This window comes from Paenibacillus sp. JL3B1040, assembly GCF_057063165.1.
The window spans coordinates 2,426,609-2,450,096 of sequence record NZ_CM169317.1 but is presented as its reverse complement, the minus strand read 5'-3'; the positions used below and the strand labels follow the sequence as shown (position 1 = coordinate 2,450,096).

At 53.4% G+C, this 23,488-nt stretch carries 22 protein-coding genes; 1 reads left to right on the top strand and 21 read right to left on the bottom strand.

Annotated features, from left to right (window positions below):
• Window positions 1-6: 6 nt before the first annotated feature.
• The 8 genes from flgB to sucC all read right to left on the bottom strand — a co-directional run bounded on the left by flgB (window position 7) and on the right by sucC (window position 11,108).
• Window positions 7-414: a flagellar basal body rod protein FlgB gene (gene flgB, locus ACZF99_RS10915; protein ID WP_483611658.1), complete on the bottom strand. Its 408-nt coding sequence runs from the start codon at window positions 412-414 to the stop codon at window positions 7-9.
• A 428-nt stretch (window positions 415-842) separates the two neighbouring features.
• Entirely contained in the window at window positions 843-2,246 is a 1,404-nt protein-coding gene (gene hslU, locus ACZF99_RS10910; RefSeq protein WP_483611656.1) for an ATP-dependent protease ATPase subunit HslU, read from the bottom strand.
• Between the two features lie 37 nt (window positions 2,247-2,283).
• Window positions 2,284-2,826, bottom strand: coding sequence for an ATP-dependent protease subunit HslV (gene hslV, locus ACZF99_RS10905; RefSeq protein ID WP_483611654.1), 543 nt, complete (start codon window positions 2,824-2,826; stop codon window positions 2,284-2,286).
• Window positions 2,827-4,186: 1,360 nt separating this feature from the next.
• Window positions 4,187-5,503 carry a methylenetetrahydrofolate--tRNA-(uracil(54)-C(5))-methyltransferase (FADH(2)-oxidizing) TrmFO gene (trmFO, locus tag ACZF99_RS10900; protein WP_483611652.1) on the bottom strand — a complete coding sequence of 439 codons (1,317 nt, stop codon included), beginning with the start codon at window positions 5,501-5,503 and terminating at the stop codon, window positions 4,187-4,189.
• Window positions 5,504-5,573: 70 nt separating this feature from the next.
• Window positions 5,574-7,676, bottom strand: a complete 2,103-nt coding sequence (topA, locus tag ACZF99_RS10895; RefSeq protein ID WP_483611650.1) for a type I DNA topoisomerase — start codon at window positions 7,674-7,676, stop codon at window positions 5,574-5,576.
• A gap of 101 nt (window positions 7,677-7,777) precedes the next feature.
• Window positions 7,778-8,869 carry a DNA-processing protein DprA gene (gene dprA, locus ACZF99_RS10890; protein WP_483611649.1) on the bottom strand — a complete coding sequence of 364 codons (1,092 nt, stop codon included), beginning with the start codon at window positions 8,867-8,869 and terminating at the stop codon, window positions 7,778-7,780.
• Between the two features lie 98 nt (window positions 8,870-8,967).
• On the bottom strand, window positions 8,968-9,897 hold the full coding sequence (gene sucD / locus ACZF99_RS10885; RefSeq protein ID WP_483611647.1) for a succinate--CoA ligase subunit alpha: 930 nt from the start codon (window positions 9,895-9,897) through the stop codon (window positions 8,968-8,970).
• Window positions 9,898-9,947: 50 nt separating this feature from the next.
• The gene (gene sucC / locus ACZF99_RS10880; RefSeq protein WP_483611645.1) at window positions 9,948-11,108 is read right to left on the bottom strand and encodes an ADP-forming succinate--CoA ligase subunit beta; all 1,161 of its coding nucleotides are present in this window, start codon (window positions 11,106-11,108) and stop codon (window positions 9,948-9,950) included.
• A 585-nt stretch (window positions 11,109-11,693) separates the two neighbouring features.
• Between sucC and ACZF99_RS10875 the strand changes: the two genes are divergently transcribed.
• On the top strand, window positions 11,694-13,313 hold the full coding sequence (locus tag ACZF99_RS10875) for a YifB family Mg chelatase-like AAA ATPase (protein WP_483611643.1): 1,620 nt from the start codon (window positions 11,694-11,696) through the stop codon (window positions 13,311-13,313).
• Window positions 13,314-13,365: 52 nt separating this feature from the next.
• Here the strand turns inward: ACZF99_RS10875 and ACZF99_RS10870 are convergent, their stop codons facing one another.
• From ACZF99_RS10870 to ACZF99_RS10810, 13 genes are all read right to left on the bottom strand, one after another.
• The gene (locus ACZF99_RS10870) at window positions 13,366-13,989 is read right to left on the bottom strand and encodes a hypothetical protein (protein WP_483611641.1); all 624 of its coding nucleotides are present in this window, start codon (window positions 13,987-13,989) and stop codon (window positions 13,366-13,368) included.
• A gap of 5 nt (window positions 13,990-13,994) precedes the next feature.
• Window positions 13,995-14,414 (bottom strand): hypothetical protein, encoded by a 420-nt coding sequence (locus ACZF99_RS10865; RefSeq protein WP_483611639.1) that lies wholly within the window; start codon window positions 14,412-14,414, stop codon window positions 13,995-13,997.
• A complete protein-coding gene (locus tag ACZF99_RS10860; protein WP_483611637.1) occupies window positions 14,411-14,617 on the bottom strand; it encodes a helix-turn-helix transcriptional regulator in 207 nt (68 codons plus the stop codon). The genes ACZF99_RS10865 and ACZF99_RS10860 overlap by 4 nt, the downstream gene beginning before the upstream one ends.
• A gap of 451 nt (window positions 14,618-15,068) precedes the next feature.
• On the bottom strand, window positions 15,069-15,461 hold the full coding sequence (locus ACZF99_RS10855) for a YraN family protein (RefSeq protein ID WP_483611635.1): 393 nt from the start codon (window positions 15,459-15,461) through the stop codon (window positions 15,069-15,071).
• Window positions 15,454-15,759, bottom strand: coding sequence for an EscU/YscU/HrcU family type III secretion system export apparatus switch protein (locus tag ACZF99_RS10850; protein WP_483611633.1), 306 nt, complete (start codon window positions 15,757-15,759; stop codon window positions 15,454-15,456). The genes ACZF99_RS10855 and ACZF99_RS10850 overlap by 8 nt, the downstream gene beginning before the upstream one ends.
• Window positions 15,756-17,789 (bottom strand): flagellar hook-length control protein FliK, encoded by a 2,034-nt coding sequence (locus tag ACZF99_RS10845; protein WP_483611631.1) that lies wholly within the window; start codon window positions 17,787-17,789, stop codon window positions 15,756-15,758. The genes ACZF99_RS10850 and ACZF99_RS10845 overlap by 4 nt, the downstream gene beginning before the upstream one ends.
• 69 nt (window positions 17,790-17,858) lie before the next feature.
• Window positions 17,859-18,479: a ribonuclease HII gene (locus tag ACZF99_RS10840; RefSeq protein WP_483612653.1), complete on the bottom strand. Its 621-nt coding sequence runs from the start codon at window positions 18,477-18,479 to the stop codon at window positions 17,859-17,861.
• Between the two features lie 326 nt (window positions 18,480-18,805).
• Window positions 18,806-19,279, bottom strand: coding sequence for an IS200/IS605 family transposase (tnpA, locus tag ACZF99_RS10835; protein ID WP_240268557.1), 474 nt, complete (start codon window positions 19,277-19,279; stop codon window positions 18,806-18,808).
• Between the two features lie 181 nt (window positions 19,280-19,460).
• Complete coding sequence (ylqF, locus tag ACZF99_RS10830; RefSeq protein ID WP_483611629.1) at window positions 19,461-20,324, bottom strand: ribosome biogenesis GTPase YlqF; 864 nt, start codon at window positions 20,322-20,324, stop codon at window positions 19,461-19,463.
• Window positions 20,325-20,359: 35 nt separating this feature from the next.
• On the bottom strand, window positions 20,360-21,028 hold the full coding sequence (gene lepB / locus ACZF99_RS10825) for a signal peptidase I (RefSeq protein ID WP_483611627.1): 669 nt from the start codon (window positions 21,026-21,028) through the stop codon (window positions 20,360-20,362).
• Between the two features lie 107 nt (window positions 21,029-21,135).
• Window positions 21,136-21,480, bottom strand: coding sequence for a 50S ribosomal protein L19 (rplS, locus tag ACZF99_RS10820; RefSeq protein WP_059045398.1), 345 nt, complete (start codon window positions 21,478-21,480; stop codon window positions 21,136-21,138).
• 315 nt (window positions 21,481-21,795) lie between these two features.
• Window positions 21,796-22,911 (bottom strand): Ig-like domain-containing protein, encoded by a 1,116-nt coding sequence (locus ACZF99_RS10815; RefSeq protein ID WP_483611625.1) that lies wholly within the window; start codon window positions 22,909-22,911, stop codon window positions 21,796-21,798.
• Between the two features lie 11 nt (window positions 22,912-22,922).
• On the bottom strand, window positions 22,923-23,267 hold the full coding sequence (locus tag ACZF99_RS10810; protein WP_483611623.1) for a hypothetical protein: 345 nt from the start codon (window positions 23,265-23,267) through the stop codon (window positions 22,923-22,925).
• Between the last annotated feature and the right edge of the window lie 221 nt (window positions 23,268-23,488).

Sequence of the window (23,488 nt, the reverse complement as noted above, 5' to 3'; positions counted from 1 at the left end):
GACCGATTATCTCCCTTCCACAGCGGTACGTTTCATTTTAATCAAATAGTTCATTTGTTCGATATAAGCGTTATACCTCAGCTGGTTTTCGGCAAGTTTGGTCATTTCGCTGTCGACGTCGACGTTATTCTGGTTATTGTTCATCGCCGTGCTTTGGTCCGTGCTTACGACCGGTTCAGGGACTTCATTCGTTGGACCTATCACGAAATGCCTCACGTCCGTCCTCCTCCCTTGAAGCGCCGGCATGCCGCCGTTCACTTCAGCTTGCAGCATGCTTTCGAAAGAGACGCTGGACCTTTTAAAATAAGGGGTATCCACATTCGCAATATTATTGGAGATAACCCCTTGCCGAAGATTTGCGGCTTGGATTGCGGTATCCAACCTCTCAAATCCCAGACCGTTCAACAACTGCACTTTATTTCCCCCCTTAGTCTCATTAGATCTTAGTCATAATGATTCTACAAACAATAGACAAATCCTCTTTTTTCGACATTTTATTGCTAATTATTGTCTTTCTCATTGTCTTTCTTATGTCCTAGACATGAAACTTGTTTAATAATGTCATATATCCTAAGTTTCATGGAGATTCGACATTATTACAATAAGAAAAAAGCCCTATCTTTCAACGGTTTGACATCGTTTTTGGTCAAAAATACAATATTTGCAAATTAATCGTCAAAATCCAACAAAATCCAATTGAATTAAAATCAATCGGCTTTCTTGGAATTAATATAGGCCACCCGCCCTGTTATGGCAAAGTGGCCTTAAATTTTACAGTTTTGTGAAAAACGGATCAGGTCCTAGTGAATGAGAAGTCCCGACCCGAGAACCAGAGACCGGAGCTACAAAATAAATTGACTCAGGTCACGATCCTGGGCAATATTTCCTAGTTTTTCCTTTACGTATTCCGGAGTAATCACCATTTTCTCGAGCGTCAACTCCGGAGCTTCGAAGGACAGGTCCTCCAGCAGTTTTTCGAGAATGGTGTGCAGCCGTCTGGCTCCGATGTTTTCGGTATTCGCGTTAACCGTAGCTGCTATACGGGCGATTTCATGGATCGCCGCGTCCGAAAACTCGATTTCCAGATCCTCCGTGCGTAGGAGCTCGATATATTGTTTGGTCAAGGCGTTCTCCGGCTCCGTCAAGATCGATACAAAATCCTCCAGCGTTAAGCTGCTTAGCTCGACCCGAATCGGAAAACGCCCTTGCAGCTCAGGGATCAAATCGGACGGCTTGGCAATATGGAAAGCCCCTGCGGCGATAAACAAAATATAATCGGTTTTGATCGGACCATATTTGGTCATGATCGTTGAGCCTTCCACGATCGGCAATATATCGCGCTGCACGCCTTCGCGGGAAACGTCAGGCCCTGAACCCTGGCCGCGGCTGGCCACTTTATCGATCTCATCGATAAAGATAATCCCGGTTTGCTCCGCCCGCGTGACGGCTTCCTGAATCAAGTCGTCCTGGTCGATCAGTTTAGCCGCTTCCTCCTGCGTCAGCAGCTTGCGGGCTTCCTTGACGGTCAGCTTTCTCTTCTTGGTCCGTTTCGGCAAGAGGTTGCCGAACATTTCCTGCATGTTCATGCCAAGCTGATCATTGCCCTGACCGGCGAACATATCCATCATCGTCGGCGCATTGTCCTCTACTTCGACTTCGACGATATCGTTCTCCAATTGACCGGCCAGCAATTTGAAACGCACTTGCCGGCGGCGTTCGGTGAGCGTACCGTCCTCCTCCGGCTGTTCTTGGACAGGGGCGCTGTTTCCGTTGCCGCCTCCAAACAGCATTTCAAAAGGATTGCGAACCCCTTTGGCTTTGTTCTCGGAAGGTACCAGGATATGAACGAGACGTTCATTGGCGAGTTCCTCCGCCTTATCTTTCACCTTTTCGGTGCGCTCCAGCTTCACTGTCCGGATCGCCGTTTCGATCAAGTCGCGGACCATCGACTCGACATCCCGGCCAACATATCCAACCTCGGTGAACTTTGTCGCTTCGACCTTAATGAAAGGGGCACCGACGAGTTTCGCAAGCCGCCGGGCAATTTCCGTCTTCCCAACCCCGGTCGGCCCGATCATCAGGATGTTCTTCGGCACGATTTCGTCCTGAACCTCTTCCCGGAGAAGACTCCGCCGGTACCGGTTCCGCAATGCGACGGCAACCGACTTCTTCGCTTGTTTTTGTCCTACGATGTATTTATCCAGTTCGGCCACGATTTGTCTTGGCGTTAAATTCATATCGGTCATGATTCGTCCCCCTGAACACGATAGTTTCAACGGATACTCAAAGCTCTTCAACGATAATATTGCTATTGGTATACACGCATATTTCCGAAGCGATCTGGAGGGATTCCCGCACGATATCCTTCGCCTCCAAACCCGGAGCATGTCGTTTGAGCGCCCGCGCAGCGGATAAAGCGAAGTTACCGCCTGACCCGATCGCCAGCACATCGTCGTCCGGTTCGATAATTTCGCCGCTCCCGGAAATCAGCAGCATGCCGGATTTGTCCATGACGATCATCAAAGCCTCCAGCTTCCGAAGCACGCGATCCTGCCGCCAATCCTTGGCCAGTTCGACGGCCGCCCGCTGCAAGTTGCCCTGATGCTCCTCCAGTTTCCCCTCGAATTTTTCGAATAGTGTGATGGCATCGGCAACGGAACCGGCAAAACCGGCAATCACTTGCCCGCGGTATAACCGGCGGACTTTCTTCGCCGTCTGCTTCATCACGACGTTCTGACCAAACGTGACTTGCCCGTCACCGGCAATGGCCCCTTTGCCATTGAGGCGTACGGCGCAAATCGTTGTGGCGTGAAAAGATAGGTCCATGGATGTTTGCACTTCCTTTCTTGTGGGATCTCAACCCTCCCCATCCCTCCCTTACCGTAAGGGAGGGCGCCCGAGGGCCCGCTGCCCTCTGGTCTCCCGCAAAGTTAACGAACGTGGGAGGGAATGAGGCGCTCCTGAACCGCTGTCCCCTGCGGGGATGCGCTCTACTTCGTGCGTGGAACGCTTTTCCCCCTTCGGGTACGTCTTACTTTGGGTGCTCCCGAGTTACCTGAAACACCGGAAGAACGTGGGATCGAATGAGGCGCTCCTGAACCGCTATCCCCTGCGGGGATGCGCTCTACTTCATGCGTGGAACGCTTTTCCCCCTTCGGGTACGTCTTACTTTGGGTGCTCCCGAGTTACCTGAAACACCGGAAGAACGCGGGATCGAATGAGGCGCTCCTGAACCGCTGTCCCCTGCGGGGATGCGCTCTACTTCGTGCGTGGAACGCTTTTCCCCCTTCGGGTACGTCTTACTTTGGGTGCTCCCGAGTTACCTGAAACACCGGAAGAACGTGGGATCAACTGAGGCGCTCCTGAACCGCTGTCCCCTGCGGGGATGCGCTCTACTTCGTGCGTGGAACGCTTTTCCCCCTTCGGGTACGTCTTACTTTGGGTGCTCCCGAGTTACCTGAAACACCGGAAGAACGCGGGATCAACTGAGGCGCTCCTGAACCGCTGTCCCCTGCGGGGATGCGCTCTACTTTGTGCGTGGAACGCTTTTCCCCCTTCGGGTACGTCTTACTTTGGGTGCTCCCGAGTTACCTGAAACACCTAAAGTACGCGGGATCGAATGAGGCGCTCCTGAACCGCTGTCCCCTGCGGGGATGCGCTCTACTTCGTGCATGGAACGCTTTTCCCCCTTCGGGTACGTCTTACTTTGGGTGCTCCCGAGTTACCTGAAACACCGGAAGAACGTGGGATCGAATGAGGCGCTCCTGAACCGCTGTCCCCTGCGGGGATGCGCTCTACTTCGTGCGTGGAACGCTTTTCCCCCTTCGGGTACGTCTTACTTTGGGTGCTCCTGAGTTACCTGAAACACCGGAAGAACGCGGGATCGAATGAGGCGCTCCTGAACCGCTGTCCCCTGCGGGGATGCGCTCTACTTCGTGCGTGGAACGCTTTTCCCCCTTCGGGTACGTCTTACTTTGGGTGCTCCCGAGTTACCTGAAACACCGGAAGAACGCGGGATCAACTGAGGCGCTCCTGAACCGCTGTCCCCTGCGGGGATGCGCTCTACTTCGTGCATGGAACGCTTTTCCTTCGGGATTCGCTTGCGTTTCTGATTTATTGGGCTAATTCTATGTGTATGCTTTCAGCATAACCCGTTTGCCCCCCAGATTGCAAAAAAAACGGTGGTTTAACCCAACCGTTCTTCTGCCATAAAGGAGCGTAAGCTATTAAGCGCGCGCTGAGCGAGCGCTTCGTTCTTCTCCGCTTTCTTGCGGTAGCGGGTGTCCAGCTTCGGGAACAGGCCGAAGTTGGCGTTCATCGGCTGGAAATGCTCGAAGTCCGCGGTCGTGATATACCGCGCCATGCTGCCGAGCGTCGTGTCCTCGGGGAAGACGATCCCCTCGATATCGGCGGCGGCACGTGCGGCGTTGATGCCTGCGATCAGGCCGGACGCGGCAGACTCGACGTAACCTTCAACGCCGGTCATCTGCCCGGCGAAGAACAACGTCGGCCGCGCCTTCAATTGGTAGGTCGGCATCAGCAGTTTGGGCGAGTTGATGAACGTGTTGCGGTGCATCACGCCGTAGCGGACGAACTCGGCATTTTCAAGCCCAGGGATCATGGAGAACACGCGCTTTTGCTCGCCCCATTTCAAATGGGTCTGAAACCCTACCAGGTTGTACAATGTTCCGGCCGCATTATCCTGACGCAGTTGCACGACGGCGTAAGGCAGCTTGCCGGTATGCGGGTTCACCAGGCCCACCGGCTTCATCGGACCGAACAATGCGGTCTGCTTGCCGCGGCGCATCATGATTTCGATCGGCATGCAGCCTTCGAAATACACTTCTTTCTCAAAGTCCTTCAGCTGCGCCACTTCCGCATGAATCAATGCATCGTAAAAAGCGTCGAACTCCTCTTCCGTCATCGGGCAATTGAGGTAGGCCGCTTCGCCTTTGTCGTACCTTGAGGCCAAGTATACTTTATTCATATCGATCGATTCCTTCTCCACGATCGGAGCGGCGGCATCGTAAAAGTAAAAATAATCCTCGCCGGTCAACTTCCGGATCTGCTCCGATAGGGCAGGAGAGGTCAGCGGACCGGTCGCGATCACGACGATCCCTTCCTGCGGAATCTCCTTGATCTCCTCATTCGCCACTTCGATCAGGGGATGCTCCCGCAGCGTGCGGGTGATCTCCCCGGAGAACCCGTCCCGGTCGACAGCCAACGCCCCGCCGGCCGGCACCGCGTTACGATCCGCCGCGCCAAGCACCAGCGAGTTCAGCATCCGCATCTCTTCCTTGAGGACGCCAACCGCGTTCGTCAAACCGTTTGCCCGCAGCGAGTTGCTGCAGACCAACTCGGCGAATTTATCGGTATGATGCGCCGGGGTTTTTACCACCGGACGCATCTCGTACAAGACCACGGGGATGCCTCGGCTCGCGATCTGCCAAGCCGCTTCGCTGCCGGCCAGCCCCGCGCCGATGACCGTTACTTTGTTCGTCATCACTAATCCCCCCAAAATCCCTTGCTGAGTTTCTAAGTTGTAAGTTTACCTGCAAGCTGTGCAGTTCCGTTCAATCTTCCATTGCGTCATCATTGTCCTCGAGGGCTTCCACATGATCGCAGGCGGTACATTGCAGCTTCCCGCCTTGCTTATTCCGTTTCTCCACAAGCAAGGAACCGCATTTCGGGCAAGGTTTCGGAGACGGCTTATCCCACGACACGAAATCGCACTCCGGGTAGCGGTCGCATCCATAGAAGATCCGTCCTTTTTTGCTGCGACGCTCTACCACATGGCCCTCTTTGCATTTCGGGCAGGTTACGCCGATGTCCTTGACGATCGGCTTCGTATTGCGGCAATCCGGAAATCCCGAGCAAGCTAGGAACTTCCCGAAGCGTCCCAATTTATACACCATCGGTTTCCCGCATTTCTCGCATATCTCATCGGAGACCTCGTCTTCGATTTCGACTTCCTTCATTTCTTCCTCCGCTACGCGGAGCCGCTTCTCGAACGACTCATAAAATTCGCCCAGCACCCTTACCCAATCCTCGGAACCTTCTTCGACATGGTCAAGTTCTTCCTCCATATGAGCCGTAAACTCGACGTTGAGAATTTCCGGGAAAAATTGTTCCGTCTGCTCAATAAGGAGCTCGCCCAATTCGGTGGGGACGAACTTCTTCTCCTCGATGGCCACGTAGCCGCGTTTTTGGATCGTTTCCAGCGTTGGCGCGTACGTGCTAGGGCGTCCGATCCCCAACTCTTCCAGCGTTTTAACCAAACGCGCCTCCGTATAACGAGGCGGCGGTTGGGTGAAATGCTGCTTTGGCTCGATCGATTCTTTGGTCAGTACTTCTCCTTTATGCAGAGGCGGCAAAAACTTCTCGTCCTCATTGGCGTTCCCGTCGTCATTACCTTCCACGTAGACCTTCATGAACCCGGGAAACCGGATTTTCGAGCCGACAGCGCGAAATACTGTTTCACCGGCGGCGATATCGACCGACATCGTGTCCAGCACGGCAGAGGTCATTTGGCTGGCCATAAACCGGTCCCAAATCAATTTATACAACCGATATTGGTCGCGGCTGGTGAATTCCTTCACCGATTCCGGATCGCGCATCGCCGATGTCGGACGGATCGCTTCGTGGGCATCCTGCGCGCTTGCCGCTTTTTTGGAATACTGGCGCGGCGTCTCGGGGGCGAATGCCTCTCCGAATTTCCCCAGGATATATTCCTTCGCCTCCTCTTGCGCCGAGGCGGCGATTCGCGTCGAGTCCGTACGCATGTAGGTGATGAGACCGACGGTCCCTTCTTTGCCGAGGTCAACGCCCTCATACAGCTGCTGAGCGACCGACATCGTCTTCGCAGCGCGGAAATTCAGCTTGCGGGCCGCCTCCTGCTGCAGGGAACTGGTCGTAAACGGCGCTGCCGGATGGCGGAGGCGTTCCTTTTCCTTCACTTCGGCCACGCTGAACTTGGCTTTCTCGATCGATTCCAGAATTTCCCGAACCTGCTGTTCGCTTTGCAGCTCCAACTTCTGGCCCTGGAATTGATGGAACTTCGCCTCGAAAGCAGCTTCTCCGGTTTTCAGCTTTGCCGTAATGCTCCAATATTCCTCCGGAACAAATTCGGATATTTCGTTCTCCCGATCCAAAATGATCTTTACCGCTACCGATTGCACGCGGCCAAACGACATTCCTTTTTTGATCTTCTTCCACAACAATGGGCTGACCTTGTAACCGACCAGCCGGTCTAGAATCCGTCTGGCCTGCTGAGCATTCACCAAATCCATATTGATTCGGCGCGGGGTTTTGAACGCATCCTTAACCGCTTGCTTTGTAATCTCGTTAAATACGACGCGGCATGTTTCCGTTTCGTCCATATCCAGGACATGGGCCAGATGCCAGGCAATCGCTTCTCCTTCGCGATCGGGGTCGGCTGCCAGATAGATTTTTTTCACTTTTTTGCTGGCATCTTTTAATTCTTTTAATACGGAACCCTTCCCACGGATCGTAATATACTTCGGACTGAAGTCGTTCTCTACTTCAACCCCAATTTGGCTCTTGGGCAAATCGCGAACATGACCCATTGAGGCTTTCACGATGTATTTGCTGCCTAAGTATTTGCCAATCGTTTTCGCCTTGGCAGGCGATTCCACGATGACGAGTGAATCCGCCACAGGTTCGTCCTCCTCTCAAACAATACGAAGCTCATCAAATTCATGTTCATATAGAATATTCATATAGTCATATAATCGGGCCACTCTCGGTTAGGAATGGACTATATTAGCTGGTACACGGAGCCGGGGAGTTGAACCACCGTTTTTTTCATGATTAAAGATAACAGAACTGAGTGTAAAAGTCCAAAATCCCACCCGGTCTGCACGAGCAAATCATCGAAACTCGTGATGCCCTGCTCCAACATATGGTATATGCGGCGCTCCTCATCTGTCAACTTGTTTCCTGTTACCGCTTCCTTTTGGGACTCTTTCGTGGCAGGTAAAAAGGCTTCGTATTCCTCCCAGATATCCTCGGCTTCGGTCACGATTTTGGCTGCTCCCTGCTTCAGTAGCGACAACGTCCCCCGGCTTTTCGGCGAGGTGACCGGACCGGGAACTGCAAACACGTCGCGATTGGTTTCCAGCGCCCAGTCCGCCGTGATCAGCGAACCGCTGCGGGCGTCGGCTTCCACAACCACGGTGCCCCGGCTGATCCCCGCGATGATCCGGTTACGCTGGGGGAACATCCCGGGATGACCCGGCGTGCCGATCGGATATTCCGAAACGATTAGTCCTTGCTCGGCAATCCTGCGGTACAGCGAGGTATGCTCCGGCGGATAGGCGACGTCGATAGCCGTCCCCAACACGGCCAGAGTAGGTCCTCCCGCCTGTAAAGCCGCTTCATGGCAAACTCCGTCGATCCCCCGGGCCATCCCGCTAACGATGGTTATTCCGCGAGAGCTAAGCTCACCGGCCAATACGGCCCCCACTTTACGTCCGTAGGCGGTCGGCAGCCGTGTGCCTACCATCGCTACGGAGAGGCGGTTCAGGAGTCCGACCTCACCCAGGCAATACAATACCCAAGGCGGTCGAACGGTCTCCTTCATTAGAATAGGATACTCCGAATCCAGTCTTGTAATCACTTGGATGTCCTTGCGATGAAGTTGTTCCATTCGGGCTTCAATCCACTCGGCGGTGAACTGCTCCGACAACTGCAGCGCGAGCTCCGAATTCAGCCCCCGCGCCATCCAATCGACAGCGGTAAACTCCAGGGCATGTTCCCAATCCTCATCGTATTCAACGATCTGCTGCAGCGTTTTCCAGCCTACCCCGGGACACTCATGCAATCCCGCCAACACCCAATTCTTCTCCACTCCCGAATCCCTCCTCCGAAAATAAAAAAAGCAACCTTCCGAGCCGCTTTCGGCTGAGAAGGTTGCTTACCTTTGCGAATGATTATATCAAAAAAAGCTCAATGTGTCGTGCACAAATTCAAGATGCCGCGTTCCTCCAGAACGCTGACAAGCGTTGCGCCCATTTCGGACGGTGTTGGCGCTACTTTGATGCCACAGGACTCCAGCTTGGCGATTTTTTCTTTGGCCGTGCCTTTGCCCCCGGAAATGATCGCCCCCGCATGCCCCATCCGTTTACCCGGAGGCGCCGTCACGCCGCCGATAAACCCAACGACAGGTTTCGTCATGTTCTTCTGGATCCATTCCGCCGCTTCTTCTTCGGCCGTACCGCCGATTTCCCCGATCATGATCACGGCATGCGTGTTGTCGTCGTCATTAAACCGGCGTAAAATGTCGATGAACTCCGAGCCCTTCACCGGATCGCCGCCGATGCCCACCGCCGACGATTGGCCGATGCCGCGCGTCGTCAGCTGATGCACCGCTTCATACGTCAACGTGCCGCTGCGCGATACGACGCCGACATGGCCCGGCAAATGGATATACCCCGGCATGATGCCGATCTTGCATTCGCCCGGCGTAATCACGCCCGGACAGTTCGGGCCGATCAGGACGGTCTTTTTCCCTTCCATATAACGTTTAACCTTCACCATATCAAGAACCGGAATGCCCTCCGTGATGCAGATGACCAAATCCAATTCCGCTTCCACGGCTTCCAGAATCGAATCGGCGGCAAATGCCGGCGGTACGTAAATCACGCTGGCGGTAGCTCCGGTCGCTTCCTTGGCTTCGCGCACCGTATTGAACACCGGCAGGCTGACGGTTTCGCCGCTTTCCAAGGTAATGTCGACCTTCGTGCCGCCCTTGCCCGGAGACGTCCCCCCGACCATTTGCGTGCCGTAGTCGAGCGCCCCTTTGGCGTGGAACAACGCGGTTTTCCCGGTGATCCCCTGGGTGATGACCTTCGTATTCTTATCGACCAAAATACTCATATTTCGAGCCTCCCCTTATGGATAGGTGATTGCGTTCTACAATGCGACCTTTAGGATACAAGCGCTACGATTTTCTGTGCGCCGTCCGCCATCGAGTCCGCGGAAACGATCGCCAGTCCCGATTCGGCCAAAATTTGCTTGCCCAAATCGACGTTCGTCCCCTCGAGGCGCACGACGAGCGGACGGTCCAAACCAACCTGCTTCGCCGCTTCCACGATCCCCGAAGCGATGACGTCGCATTTCATGATGCCGCCGAAAATATTGACGAAAATCCCCTTCACCTTGGCATCCGATAATATGATTTTGAACGCCTCCGTCACTTTCTCGGCCGTAGCGCCGCCCCCAACGTCCAGGAAGTTCGCCGGGTCGCCGCCGTAATATTTGATGATGTCCATCGTCGCCATCGCCAGACCGGCCCCGTTGACCATACAACCGATGTTGCCGTCCAGCGCGATGTAGCTGAGATCAAATTTCGAGGCTTCGATTTCCTTCTCGTCCTCTTCCTCCAGGTCGCGCAAAGCCAGAATATCCTTATGGCGGAACAGCGCATTGGAATCGAAATTGAGCTTCGCGTCGAGCGCCATTACATTGCCGTCGCCCGTGACGACCAGTGGATTGATCTCCGCGATGGAGCAATCTTTGTCCACAAAAGCTTCATATAAAGCCAGCATAAACTGCGCGGCTTTGCCTACCAACTCGTTTGGAATGTTAATTGCGTAAGCCAATCGGCGTGCCTGGAACGGCGTCAAGCCGATCGCCGGATCGATCGCCTCTTTGAAAATTTTCTCCGGAGTCGCAGCCGCGACCTCTTCGATTTCCGTGCCGCCTTCCTCGGACGCCATCATCGTTACGCGGCCCGTTCCCCGGTCCACAACGAGGCCGACGTAATATTCCTTCTTGATGTCGCAGCCTTGCTCGATCAAGAGGCGTTTCACCTCTTTGCCCTCCGGTCCCGTTTGATGCGTTACCAGTACCTTGCCGAGAATTTCCTGGGCATAGGATCTGACCTCATCCAAATTTTTCGCCACTTTGACGCCGCCGGCTTTGCCGCGGCCTCCGGCGTGAATTTGCGCCTTGACCACAACAACCGGGGTGCCCAGCGCTACCGCCGCTTCCACGGCTTCTTCGACCGTAAACGCCACTCGTCCTTCGGGTACGGTCACGCCGTACTGTTTCAGGACTTCTTTTCCTTGATATTCATGGATATTCATGCGTAAAAATCCTCCTATCAACAGGCGGTATTTAGAGGTTCCCAAAACCCAGCGGCTTGAGGTCCCCCTTCTCGAATTACATCAGCTGAAACCCAGAATATTGTACCACTTTTTTAAAACGCTTTCCTTAAAAAGTTCATGATTTATACACAACTTTTTTATATCGTTTTCATCTCAAGTTGAGATGAATAGCTGACGCAGGAGGGGAAAATAATCAAGCTTTTATAAACCGTTTTCAAAGCTTTAGAGAGTTGAATTAAAAGGACAAATTTCGACTGATCTATTCAATGGAAGGGGCCTATTCCACCTGCACGTATCTCGTCGCGAGATGAATTCCGGCAAGATTCGGCAATTTCGAAGAGAAGCTGCAATTGTGAGAAATATGCTTGCCATTTTCCGTTCGCGGTCTTAAACCCCCGATAAGCAAGTCTAGCCGCCTCCTTATGCAAAACTTGACAAACTGTATGAATCGTCCTAGAATACCTGTAGCTTTATTAACAAGGAAAAAAAGGAAGCACCTTTTTCCGAATTCGACCTTTGCATTGGCAAACGGTCCGATATGATTTGGAGAGAGGTGTTTTTATTATGTACGGAAAATTATACAGCGCTTGCTTGTATGGCATTGACGGCGTCATGATCGAGGTTGAGGTTGACTTGTCCAGCGGAATTCCGCACACAAGCATCGTCGGTTTGCCGGACTCGGCCGTCCGCGAAGCGGTCGATCGAGTTCGGGCCGCGATCAAAAATTGCGGCTACCGCTTTCCGCTTCAGCGCATAACGATCAATTTGGCGCCGGCCGACCTGCGCAAGGAGGGCTCCGCCTTCGATTTGGCCATCGCTCTTGCCTTGCTGGCCGCCAGCGATCAGGTGAAGCTGCCGGCAGAGGAGCGTTTGCTCATCATCGGCGAGTTGTCGCTAGACGGGACGCTGCGGCCGGTCCCCGGCGTCTTGTCCATGGTCGACCGGGCGCGCCGCGACGGTTTTACCTCGGTGTTGCTGCCGCGGGATAACGCCGAAGAAGCGCGGCTGCTTGGCGGCATACGCGTCTACGGGATCGGCCATCTTGCCGAGCTGGCCCCTCCCACCCCCGAAGATCCGAACCAGGCGGCCGTCATGCCGCTCCCTATGCGTTCACCGAGGGAACAAGAGAAGACAGCTCCACTTGTCCTCGAAACTTTAAATCACCTCGAACAAAAAAACGACACCACCGCTTCGACGGCGGATCTTCCCCCGCTGCTCGACTACAGCGACGTGATGGGCCAGCGGCAAATCAAACGGGCGCTGACCATCGCCGCCGCCGGTTTTCATAATATCGTGCTGATCGGTCCGCCGGGCACAGGCAAAACGATGCTCGTACAGAGACTCCCCTCCATTCTGCCGCCCTTGACGCCGGAAGAGTCGCTGGAAGTCACGAAAATTTACAGCTCCGCCGGCAAGTTCAGCGATTCCGGGCAAGGACTGATCCAACGCCGACCCTTCCGCTCGCCGCACCATACGATCTCTGCCGGCGGCCTGATCGGAGGAGGCGGAATTCCGAAGCCGGGCGAAGTGAGCCTCGCCCATCACGGCGTGTTGTTCCTTGACGAACTTCCGGAGTTTTCCAGAGGCGTATTGGAGGTGCTGCGTCAGCCGCTGGAGGATCGCGTCGTCACCATCAGCCGCTCCCGCGCATCGTTCACGTTTCCCGCACATTTTTTGCTGGCAGGTTCGTTAAATCCGTGTCCGTGCGGGTATTTGGGTGCGGAGCCCCCGCTGCCGCCGTGCACTTGCACGCCTTGGCGGATCGCCCAATACCGCGAAAAAATATCCGGCCCGCTATTGGACCGAATCGATATGCAAGTGGAGGTTCCCCGCCCACAACGCTGGCAGGAGGATGCGCAGCCTCTAGGCTCCGCGGCGATGCGGGCGCAGGTGATGGCGGCCGAGCGGATCCAGCAGGAGCGATACCACGGCAGCCGGATTACCCGCAACAGCGAATTATACGGCAGTTTGCTGCGCCAATTCGCCCCGCTGGCCCCCGCTGCCTCCAAGCTGCTGCAGGCTTCCTTCACGACGTTGGGACTCAGCATGCGAGCTTACGACCGGATCATCAAGCTGTCGCGAACGATTGCCGATCTGGACGGGGAGCGGGACATCCGCGCCGAGCATGTGGCGGAAGCGATTCAATACCGGCAGTTGGACCGGCGCCAAGAGGCGGCAGGATAAATCGTCGATTGCGAGAGTCCTTCCCTTTCTACGATAGACGCATTTCTGCCGGCTAGAGACTGTGAATAGCCAAACTTTCTACGATGGCGCCGATTAGCATCAACACGAAGCCGGACACGAAAGCCATTATTTCCGGCTTTTCCAGGCGAATGGCGCCGAATTTTCGAGTAACGGTATCTTTGCCGGAGGTAAGGATGATCGCGATGCGGGCAACGGCACAGGTAATCAACAATTGTCCCATCATCTCCCAAAGCCCGGCTCGATGCAGGAGATCGAAAGTGCGGGTGACTCTACGAAACAAAGGAAGGGGCTCGCTCTCCACGGAAAAGGACCACGTCCCCACAACCACGCCATTGATTGCCATCAGTGTAAAAAATGTGAGATAGCCCAGCGAGAGGTAGTTCGCCTCCTTTGCTTTTTTCTTGGCAAATAAACTTGCTGCAATAATGACCAAAACCGACATCTGGTTGTAAAAGAAAATTTGCAGCACCAGGATGAAGGTATTGTTGGAGGTTTCCCAGTTTTGCAGCGGGTTCCGATTTTTCAGTAACCCCTCCGGAAGCAGGAAATAACTCAGGATCATGACGCCGAAAAATAACGCCGCCCATAGAATAACCGAAAAAAAGAGGCGTTCACGCAAACGGTCGCTGCTTAGCTTTTTTCGAAAATATTTCATAATGTCTACATCTCTCTGCTGAGCCGCATCGTGAAATAAATTTGTGCTCCGAAACCAAACAAGTACACGCCTACGGCCGAAAGCGTTATCCATAACGGAGAATTGGCTAGAATCAGCAGGAAGGGAACGAGCATCAATACTTTATTATTCAGGTCGAAAGCTTTAGCCTTTGCTTTATCGGTAAGCGCAACATTGCGTTCGTCTTGGGCTTCGATATCGGATTGCTTTTGGGCTTCGGGGTGCCTTCTGTAATACGCGCCGATGAACAGATTGGCGATACTCAGGCCGATTAATCCTCCGCCCATGCCCGTGCACAATCCAGCCGCCATTTTCGTCATACCGCCTATGCCCTTTAGCCCCGCGGCCAACATAATCATACCCAGCAGCAGTAAAACCGTTTGGGACACCACCCGGTTCTTCTTCATACGGTTTCCTCCTCCTCATAAATAAAAATATCTTCAATGGACATCTTGAAATAGCGGACGATCTTAAACGCGAGGAGGATCGAAGGGTTGTACCTTCCGTTTTCCAAAGAACCGATCGTTTGCCTCGACACCTCCAAAGCCGCCGCCAGTTCTTCTTGCTTTATCCCTTGTTGCTTGCGGATTTCCTCCAGCCTGTTCTTCACATGCTCCCTCCTTTGAGACGCCTAAATGGAAAGCGAGCTTTACATTTACAACATAAATGAAAGCCGCCTTCATGTCAAGTATACTTTCCATCTCCCTGGCGGATAAACATAAAGAAGAAATAAAAAAACCTCGCCGCTGGCGAAGTTAATTTATCTTGTAGACCCACGTCGAGGAGTACTCCGTTGCTTAAATGACGTTGAAAGCTTGGGGACGGGACGGCCATCGGGCCGGGTGTTAGGTTCATACTTGTCGTCCGGACGCTTTGCATGATTATCCCGTTTGATCAGATGGCAGAAGGGCCCCCTCTCAAGTCGAAATCTCGCCTGAATCACTCGTTCTCCCCCGCATCTCTGTTTTCTTTATCCTTCTCCTGTCCATTCCCGCTCCTGCCTGAACAAAAGGGATAATCCCGCAAAGGCAATAGCAGAGCCCCCAAGGTACGCTACCTCTTTAAAAAGCGGCTTCGATATGTTCCACCGTTGTCTCCTTTTCCCGGCCAAAGGTTACGGCCATCACATCAAATCGAATATTCGCGGCGGACTGTCCGGTGCGATGAAGATAGACGGCGGCCGTCTCGCGAACTTGCTTGATTTTGCGGGCAGTAACCGATTCGGCCGGTGTGCCGAAAGCCGCAGCCTGTTGGCTGCGGCTCCGTACTTCTACGATGACGAGCGTATCTCCTTTGCGGGCGACGATGTCGATTTCCCCGGTTCGGCAGCGCCAGTTCCGCTCCACCACGGTATAACCCAGCGCAAGCAGGCGCTTGCAAGCAAGCTCCTCCGCTTTACGGCCACGATCTTTTCGACCATCCGCTCTTTGCCCGTTCATGCCGAAGTTACTCAAAGAACAACCCTCTTTCCGCCATTTTATCGGATCGATAAATAAAGGTTAAAATCTCGGCAACCAGATCATACAATTCGGTCGGGATCTGCTGATCCAAATCCAGCTTGGACAACACTTCGACCAAGGCGGCGTCCTCCTGTACCGGAATTCCGTGCTCCAATGCGGTGTCCAGGATGCGATCGGCGATCGCGCCCCTGCCTTTGGCGACAACGACCGGAGCCTCGCCCTGGCCCGGATCGTATTTAAGGGCAACCGCCTTTTTGAAGGCCAGCGCGGATGGTTGCGGTTGCTCCTTCATACGCGATAATCCACTCCTTTGTACACGCTGGGGGCGTAGGACATCGGCAAGCTGAAATCAGCTTCGGCACCGTCCGCGCCATCCGGAGGAATCAAAAGCTCGGCCTTCAGCGACAACAACCGATATCCCGCTTTCTCCAAGGCCTCGCTCACTTCTTCCTGGCGAGATTCCAGAAACGAACCGGTGGCTTCCTTTTCGCTGTAGATTTTAAGCAGTACCTTCTTGTCGGCAACCTGCACGTCCACCATGATCTGGCCCAGCGCCTTCATCTGCAAATCGAACCACAGTCGGCAATTATCCGGATCCAGTTCGCCCTTGCGCCCACGCCGCGACTCGATGTGCACGGCGGCGGTTTGCCGGCCGTCCGGGCCGATAAAGGGCAGGAACATCGTGACCTGGGCAAACGGCGCGGTCCGGTCGGTATTCAGCAGCAGCTGTTGTCCGGTGAGCTGCTGTACGAGCTGACGCGCCGCCTCTTGCAGCGGCGCGGGCAGATCTTCTGAGGCCATCACCTGTAGGAGAAGGCCCTTCAGCGTCTCATGCGCAGCCGTGCCCGCGGCCGTCGTGCCGCTGCCGCCGCGGAAGGCGGCGGCTTCGTCGGCGCTGCCCGGCGGCTGCGCCGGGATTTGGCCCGCGCGCGCTTCCGCCGGCGCGGCCGGGTCTGTCCCGGGCGGGATCAGCCCCCCGCCCGGGGCTGCGCTGCCCGCCGCTGCCGCTTGGCGCAGCGGCGATGGCGCCGAAGCGCCTGCCGCAGGCGGCGCTTCCTGCGCCGCTCCCGCGGCCGGCGTGCCCGCCGGCGCGGCAGCGCGCAGCGCCTGCTGCTCGTGCTCCGCACCGAGCAGCTTCAGCACGCGCCCCACCCACGGCTCCGCCGCGGGGGTGGGGCGCGTGCCCGCTGGCGAAGGCCCTGCGGGCCCTTCGCCTTGCGGCGCCGCCGCCGGAGCCGTGCCTCCGGCGGCGGCGCCGGTGCCTCCCGTCATGCCCGCGGCGACGGGAGAGCCCCCTGCCGGGCCGCCAGCCCCCCGGCCCGGCCCCTTCGCTCCGTCCATGCCCTCTTGGAGCATGGACGCCTGCAGCTCCGCCAGCACGGCCTGCAGCTTCGCGACCAACGCCCCGCCAGTTCCCCCGGCGGCGGCTTGCCCTTGCAAGGCCGGCTGAAGCGTCTGCGGACCGCCCGGAACGTCCGCAAACGCCCCCTGCCGGGCCAATTGCACCAACCCGGCCGCCTGGTTCGGCTGAGCCCCTCCGCCGGAAGGCGCCGTTCCCGCCAAAGCCGAAGCCTCTGCGGTTGTCCCTGTGGCTGTCCCGGCGTTGGTGCCCGACGCTTGAGAAGCCGCACCGCCAGCAGGCCCTGCCGACATTGGCTGCCCCGACGGTTCGGCAGTAGAGCCCGTTGGGGCACGTCCTCCGGTTCCGGCCGCATCCTGCCCCGCTTGGCGCAAAAATCCGGCGATTTGCTCCTCAAGGGAGGAAAGCAGGACATGAAGCGGCGGCCCAAAAACGGCTTGGTGCAGACCGGCTACCGACTCGCCCGTGATCGGCAAGCCTCGCCCGAAGGCAATTCCTGCGGCCTGGATCCATTCCGCCAGCGGCACTCCGCCCGGCTTTTGCCCGGAAACCTGCTGTAGGAGCGCCACATTGTCTGACGTTAACGGAATTCCGCTTTTTTGCATCAACTGCAGTAAATCCCGGTTAGCGGCCGTATTTTCGAGTCCCAACGAGTCGAGCGCCTTGGCCAGGGAAGCGGCGGACAATACGGCACCCGGGGTCGATTGAACCGGCTTCAACACCGCCAGTCCGTCCTTGGACTCCGGCTGTACCTGCAAAAGCGTCGTTTCCCCTGGACGGAGCGGCGTTTCCAAAGCCGCATGGAGCTTGACGCCCTGTACCTGGATGACGGCTTCCTGCCCGTCCTCGGAAACGGACAGCACCGTACCGCGGACCACCTGCCCCGTCTTGAGTTCCAACGACTTCGGTTCGCCGGAACGAACGTCTCCCATCATGCTGCGCAGCAGCGGTCCGATATTCATAAGCTCCCCCTTCGCTTCGATTACGATATGGAAAACCCGCCTCTTACGAGAGCGGGTAAGTCATGCCGGTCAAAACAACGTTTGTTCTTCTACGAACAAATTCCGCATAAAGCTCTTCCGATGCATCGGCGTCGGCCCCAGCGCTTGAATCTGTTCGCGGTGCAGCTTCGTCGCATAGCCTTTATGTACGGCAATTCCATATTCGGGATAACGCGCGTCCCATTCGCCTTGGCATAAGCGGTCCCGCGTTACTTTGGCGATGATCGACGCGGCAGCAATCGACTGGCTGGTCGCATCCCCCTTGATCACCGAGAGCTGGGGAATGGGAACCTCCACCTTCTCCGCGTCGATCAGCAGAAAGTCCGGCCGGATCGTCAATTTCTCGACCGCCTGCTTCATTGCTCGGCGCGTCGCCTGCTTGATATTGATTTGATCAATCGTGTCCGCATCCGCAAATCCGATTCCCACTGAAACTGCCTGTTCCATGATAATATCAAACAGCTTATCGCGTTTCTTTGCGCTTAGTTTCTTCGAATCATCGACATCCTCGAGCACAAGATCCTGCGGCAAAATCACCGCGGCGGCCACCACGTCTCCAAACAGGCAGCCCCTGCCGACCTCGTCGATCCCCGCAATATGCGAATATCCCGACTGCCAATACTCGCGCTCATATTTTAAGCAATCGTCCATAGTGCCTCCTTGTTCTTCGCGAACCTTCCCCGCTGCTAGCCGTTCCATGATGATTCCCATTCCCGGTACCGGAAATGGGGGGTCCCACGCCTGGAGTGCATCCATCCTCTATCCTTTTCATCTATAAAAACCGTTCTTCCCTTATATTATCGGCTTTCCTCTCTCGATTCTACAGCCTTTCACCAATCATAACCACCCGTCCAACGGGTGGTTTGCTCTTGGGGTATAACCCCCTGTTGCCAAACTGCGCCTAAAGACGCTAGCCTGACAATAAAATTGTTCAGGCTCAGTGTATTTTGTCACCTTCACTTACCAGTTAAACTGGTTTACTTCTTCTTGCCACCGTTACTGCTGAACGGATCTTCATATTCTTTTACACTCAGCTTATCCATCGCCTGGTCGTGTACTTCTTGTTCACGAATATACTTTGCTACGGTAGCTTCATTCAGTCCCACTGTACTCACATAATATCCCTCCGCCCAAAATTTTCGGTTCCCGTATTTATACTTTAATTGGGCATGTTTCTCAAAGATCATGAGGGAACTTTTTCCCTTCAGATATCCCATGAAAGATGACACGGATATCTTTGGTGGAATGGCTACCAACATGTGTACATGATCCGGCATCATATGACCTTCTAGAATCTCCACGCCTTTATACTTACATAGACGTTTGAAAATTTCGATCAAGTCTTTCCTCACTTGATTATAGATTTCTTTCCGTCTATACTTCGGGGTGAACACAATATGGTATTTGCACATCCACTTTGTGTGAGCAAGACTGTAGTTCTTGTTTGCCATCTAAGACCATTCCTTTCATTGAGCCTGAACATCTCAATTTTATCGGGATGGTCTTGTTGGTCAAACCCTCGTTCCCTCCACCCGCATAGCGGGTGGTTTTTTGTTTCGCACGCTTCGCGTACTCAACTGGCTAAAGCCTAAAAAAAACAAGCCGCCGGCAACCGCCGCGGCTTCAATTTATCTAGTATGGCGCTTCCAGCGAATATCGGCCCAGCTTGCCGGCTCTTAACTCGCGAAGCAGAATGCTCGAAGCTTTCTCCAAATCCACCCGGCCGCCGCTAACGAGACACCCGCGTTTTCGTCCAACCGCCTCCATAACGGCGACGATTTCATCCGCATCCTCGAAATCGCGTGGCGCCCGATCCAGCTCGAACCGCTCTTGAAACGGTTCCCAGTAATACCGAACCAAATATTTGACGGCAAAAAAAGCGATGTCCTCCACGTTCAAAATCTCCTCGCGGATCGCCCCCGTCACGGCCAACCGGTAACCGACGTTTTGGTCCTCGAACTTCGGCCATAAGATGCCCGGCGTGTCCAGCAGCTCCATCTCCGTGCCAACCTTGATCCATTGCTGTCCTTTGGTCACGCCGGGACGGTCGCCGGTCGCGGCGATCTTGCGTCCGGCCAGGCCATTGATCAGCGTCGATTTGCCGACGTTCGGGATCCCGACGATTAAAGCCCGAACCGCCCGAGGATTGATCCCTTTGGCGATCTGCTTTTCGATTTTCTCCTTCAGCAGTTCCTTGGCCAACAGGGGAATTTCCTTCAAGCCTTGCCCGCTTGCGGCGTCCGCCTCAACGGCCAGATGCCCTTCTTCCTTAAAATAAGCAATCCATTGCCGGGTGACCGAAGGATCGGCCAAATCGGCTTTATTCAACACGATCAGGCGCGGCTTCCCCTGCAAAATCTCATCGATCATCGGATTGCGGCTGGACAAAGGCAGCCGTGCGTCAAGCAGTTCGATGACCACGTCGATCAGCTTGAGTTTCTCCTGAATCTGCCGGCGTGCTTTGGTCATATGGCCGGGAAACCATTGAATTGTCATCTACCTTCACCTCATCTATCCCAAGAACGCGCAGTCTAATGTCTGATGAACTGGAGGTCCGAGAGCGGCCAGAACACCAAATCCGCGCGGCCTACGATATCCTTGTACGGCACGTAGCCGATGCGCCGGCTGTCCGTACTGTTCGAACGGTTGTCCCCCAGCACGAAGACGTACCCTTGCGGAACGGTTCCGTCCGGAATCAGCTCGTTCGGAAAATTCGCTTCCTTATTGTAGAGCTCGTTGTTGTTATGTTTCTCAATCACGGCATCTTTAATGTAAGTTTCATCCACGACCCGCCCATTGACGGTAACCGTATCCCCTTCAACTTGAACCGTATCGCCGGGAACGCCGATGACGCGTTTGATGAAATCCCGTCCCTCGGACGGAACGTGGAAAACGATCACTTCGCCATGCTTGGGAGCGCGAATATCGTAAATGATCTTGTTCACGATGATGCGTTCCCCGGTATGGAAGTTCGGCTGCATCGACGGACCGTCTACGATAAACGGAGCAAAGAAAAGCCAACGAATCAGGAGAACCAGCACAACGGCGATGACAATGGCTTTCAGCCATTCCAACGCCTCGCTTTTTTCCTTCTTGCCCGCTGGCGGCGACTGCACCGTTTCCGGCCCGTCCGGTCGTTGTCCCACCTGTTCGGAAGTCGGCGAAACTTCCGGATGATCCTGTTGTTCTTGCTTCTCCATGGATCGTGACTCTCCTTATCTCATAAAATATGTACTTGATCGAAATGGCCGAAATAAAAAGTAAAGGGGCTTGATTGGATACAAGCCCCCTGTTCGTTAACGTAAAATTAACGACGTACTTCTTTAATTCTCGCTGCTTTACCGCGAAGCTCGCGAAGATAATACAACTTCGCACGACGCACTTTACCACGGCGAGCCACTTCGATTTTATCGATTTTCGGGGAATGAAGCGGGAAAGTTCTTTCCACGCCTACACCGTTGGAAATTTTACGAACCGTAAAAGTTTCGCTGATTCCGCCGCCACGACGCTTGATCACAACACCTTCGAACAATTGGACACGTTCACGAGATCCCTCGATAACCTTAACGAACACTTTCAAAGTGTCCCCGGGACGAAAGCTCGGAATATCCTTGCGAAGTTGTTCTTGCGTAATCGCTTGTACGATATTCATCTAGGACTCCCTCCTTCCACTCAGGTGTTCATGCCTCTTCCGAAGAACCTCTTGTTCTCCTTCATCATCCGCAGCGGACCACCGAATTCACAACAAATTGAATTTTATCATAATTCCATAGGCATCGCAAGGAAAATGTACATCCTGATTATGCCCCAGAAAGATGAATTTCTCCATTATTAAGAAGGAAATGACCACTAACTTTTCATTCCACTAAATAAAATTATAGAGGGTTCAAAATGAAGAGTAAAGTGGTCAAGTTAATTTTGAAGATAGTGTTCATTATTTAAATAGACAGTAATGTATTTTTTATTCTCAGATCAAACTCTTCACCCGAATCCGTTGCCAAATGTACACTACTGGGTCACTAACCAAACTAACCTTTAATTGTACATAACCAAGTGCTATGCCCTTAACAACGCATGATGTACCCGTTTGACTTGTAATTTCCGCTAACGTTGTTGTTGATACTTGATCATCAGCAAACAGTTCCCACTTTACCGGTTCGTTTACTACATTATTGCTCTCCGCTACAACGGCGTTATAGGTTCTTGTGTATCCCTTATTGATTTGATCTAATGCCCCTGTACTTGTCAGGCTAATTGTATATCCTGCTGGCATATCCTGAACCGTTACCGTCACTGTATCCTGTATACGCTCGTTTGTAGCGTTAGCAATAGTAATTGTTGCTATGCCTTCAGAAACCCCTGTTACAATGCCGTTAGCGTCTACGGTTGCAATTGCTTCATCAGATGTTGAGAATTTCACAGGTGCATCCTCTGTACTTGTCCAAGTGAGTTGATGTGTTGAGTCTACAGCAATACTGATATCACTACTTGTAATGTCTACAGGGCAAGCTAAACCACCAGCAATACCATTAATTAAATCATCTGCAACAGTATCAATCAAATCCTTTTTGCACGTCAAAATTAGCATTCCAGGTTTACTATACCGGTCAATTCCTGTGACTTTAAAGGCTTCTCCATACAGAAGGAACCTAGCGTCAATTTTAAGGTCAGAATCATTATTAATTAATGTGGAAATTACAGTTATCTCCCCATCTGGGATAGATAGTACCCGCCCATCTATTACCCCTAGATTACTTGTATTTATATAGCAATCCAGAGCATAGAATCGACATTGGGAATTGACAATGATCTTATGTGGTAAGGATCGCATGATTCCCTTGTATTTGCTGTATCGCTTCTCGTTGACTTCACTAATGATAAGGTACTTTTTACTGTTATAAACAATAGTATCACCCCTTTTCAGAGGTGACAGGCTAGAGATACGTCTATCATCATAGTTTTGTTCTAGGTTGGTATTCATAATTAAAGCCCTTATTGTATTATCATTTAATAATATGTCGCTGCCCATCTGATCAAGGAGGAAAGCAAAATCTTCATTATTGTTATCGAATAGATTGATCATTTCATTACTCCTTAGTGACTAAACAACATAAACGTATTACTGCCGTTGTCTGATTCATTGATTGCCATGCTTCTTATCTTTCGTTCCAATTGGTCAATTCTGTTCTGTAGTGAATCGGCAAAATCAGAAACAGTAATATCATCCTCTTTATATGACTTCATTAGTGCTGGATTATTAGCAATACTATTTAAGATGGACATTGCCGCAGCATAAATTTTCCGTTTAGCTGTGTTGGATGAAGCGTCATATTCAGCGTCAGGATTTGTAATACCTTCTTCGGCAAGATAAACGAGTAGTTCATCCGGCTTTAAGATAATTCCCTTTGTTTCGAGTTGCAAACGTTCAATATTTGTCATTTTGATTGCTCCTTAATTATTTACAAACAAAACTTTCATGACCGTCCCGGTCACAGGCTATGATGAAAATTTCGTCGTAGCCTTTTTTCTTTCCTTCTTGCATACTTAAATTACCAGCACAAGTTCCAGGCTTTTTGCGGTGGATCTTACCCCGAAAACAAAACTGAATGGACAACCTTCGAAGCACAGGCTATTGGACCGAGAGTCCGGATAAAAAAATT

Excerpts from the sequence above, each read along its gene's own strand:
- hslU (WP_483611656.1), bottom strand. The coding sequence starts at position 2,246 with ATGACCGATATGAATTTAACGCCAAGACAAATCGTGGCCGAACTGGAT.
- hslV (WP_483611654.1), bottom strand. The coding sequence starts at position 2,826 with ATGGACCTATCTTTTCACGCCACAACGATTTGCGCCGTACGCCTCAAT.
- trmFO (WP_483611652.1), bottom strand. The coding sequence starts at position 5,503 with ATGACGAACAAAGTAACGGTCATCGGCGCGGGGCTGGCCGGCAGCGAA.
- sucD (WP_483611647.1), bottom strand. The coding sequence starts at position 9,897 with ATGAGTATTTTGGTCGATAAGAATACGAAGGTCATCACCCAGGGGATC.
- sucC (WP_483611645.1), bottom strand. The coding sequence starts at position 11,108 with ATGAATATCCATGAATATCAAGGAAAAGAAGTCCTGAAACAGTACGGC.
- ACZF99_RS10875 (WP_483611643.1), top strand. The coding sequence starts at position 11,694 with ATGTACGGAAAATTATACAGCGCTTGCTTGTATGGCATTGACGGCGTC.
- ACZF99_RS10870 (WP_483611641.1), bottom strand. The coding sequence starts at position 13,989 with ATGAAATATTTTCGAAAAAAGCTAAGCAGCGACCGTTTGCGTGAACGC.
- ACZF99_RS10865 (WP_483611639.1), bottom strand. The coding sequence starts at position 14,414 with ATGAAGAAGAACCGGGTGGTGTCCCAAACGGTTTTACTGCTGCTGGGT.
- ACZF99_RS10850 (WP_483611633.1), bottom strand. The coding sequence starts at position 15,759 with ATGAAGGAGCAACCGCAACCATCCGCGCTGGCCTTCAAAAAGGCGGTT.
- ACZF99_RS10845 (WP_483611631.1), bottom strand. The coding sequence starts at position 17,789 with ATGAATATCGGACCGCTGCTGCGCAGCATGATGGGAGACGTTCGTTCC.
- ACZF99_RS10840 (WP_483612653.1), bottom strand. The coding sequence starts at position 18,479 with ATGGACGATTGCTTAAAATATGAGCGCGAGTATTGGCAGTCGGGATAT.
- tnpA (WP_240268557.1), bottom strand. The coding sequence starts at position 19,279 with ATGGCAAACAAGAACTACAGTCTTGCTCACACAAAGTGGATGTGCAAA.
- ylqF (WP_483611629.1), bottom strand. The coding sequence starts at position 20,324 with ATGACAATTCAATGGTTTCCCGGCCATATGACCAAAGCACGCCGGCAG.
- lepB (WP_483611627.1), bottom strand. The coding sequence starts at position 21,028 with ATGGAGAAGCAAGAACAACAGGATCATCCGGAAGTTTCGCCGACTTCC.
- rplS (WP_059045398.1), bottom strand. The coding sequence starts at position 21,480 with ATGAATATCGTACAAGCGATTACGCAAGAACAACTTCGCAAGGATATT.
- ACZF99_RS10815 (WP_483611625.1), bottom strand. The coding sequence starts at position 22,911 with ATGATCAATCTATTCGATAACAATAATGAAGATTTTGCTTTCCTCCTT.
- ACZF99_RS10810 (WP_483611623.1), bottom strand. The coding sequence starts at position 23,267 with ATGACAAATATTGAACGTTTGCAACTCGAAACAAAGGGAATTATCTTA.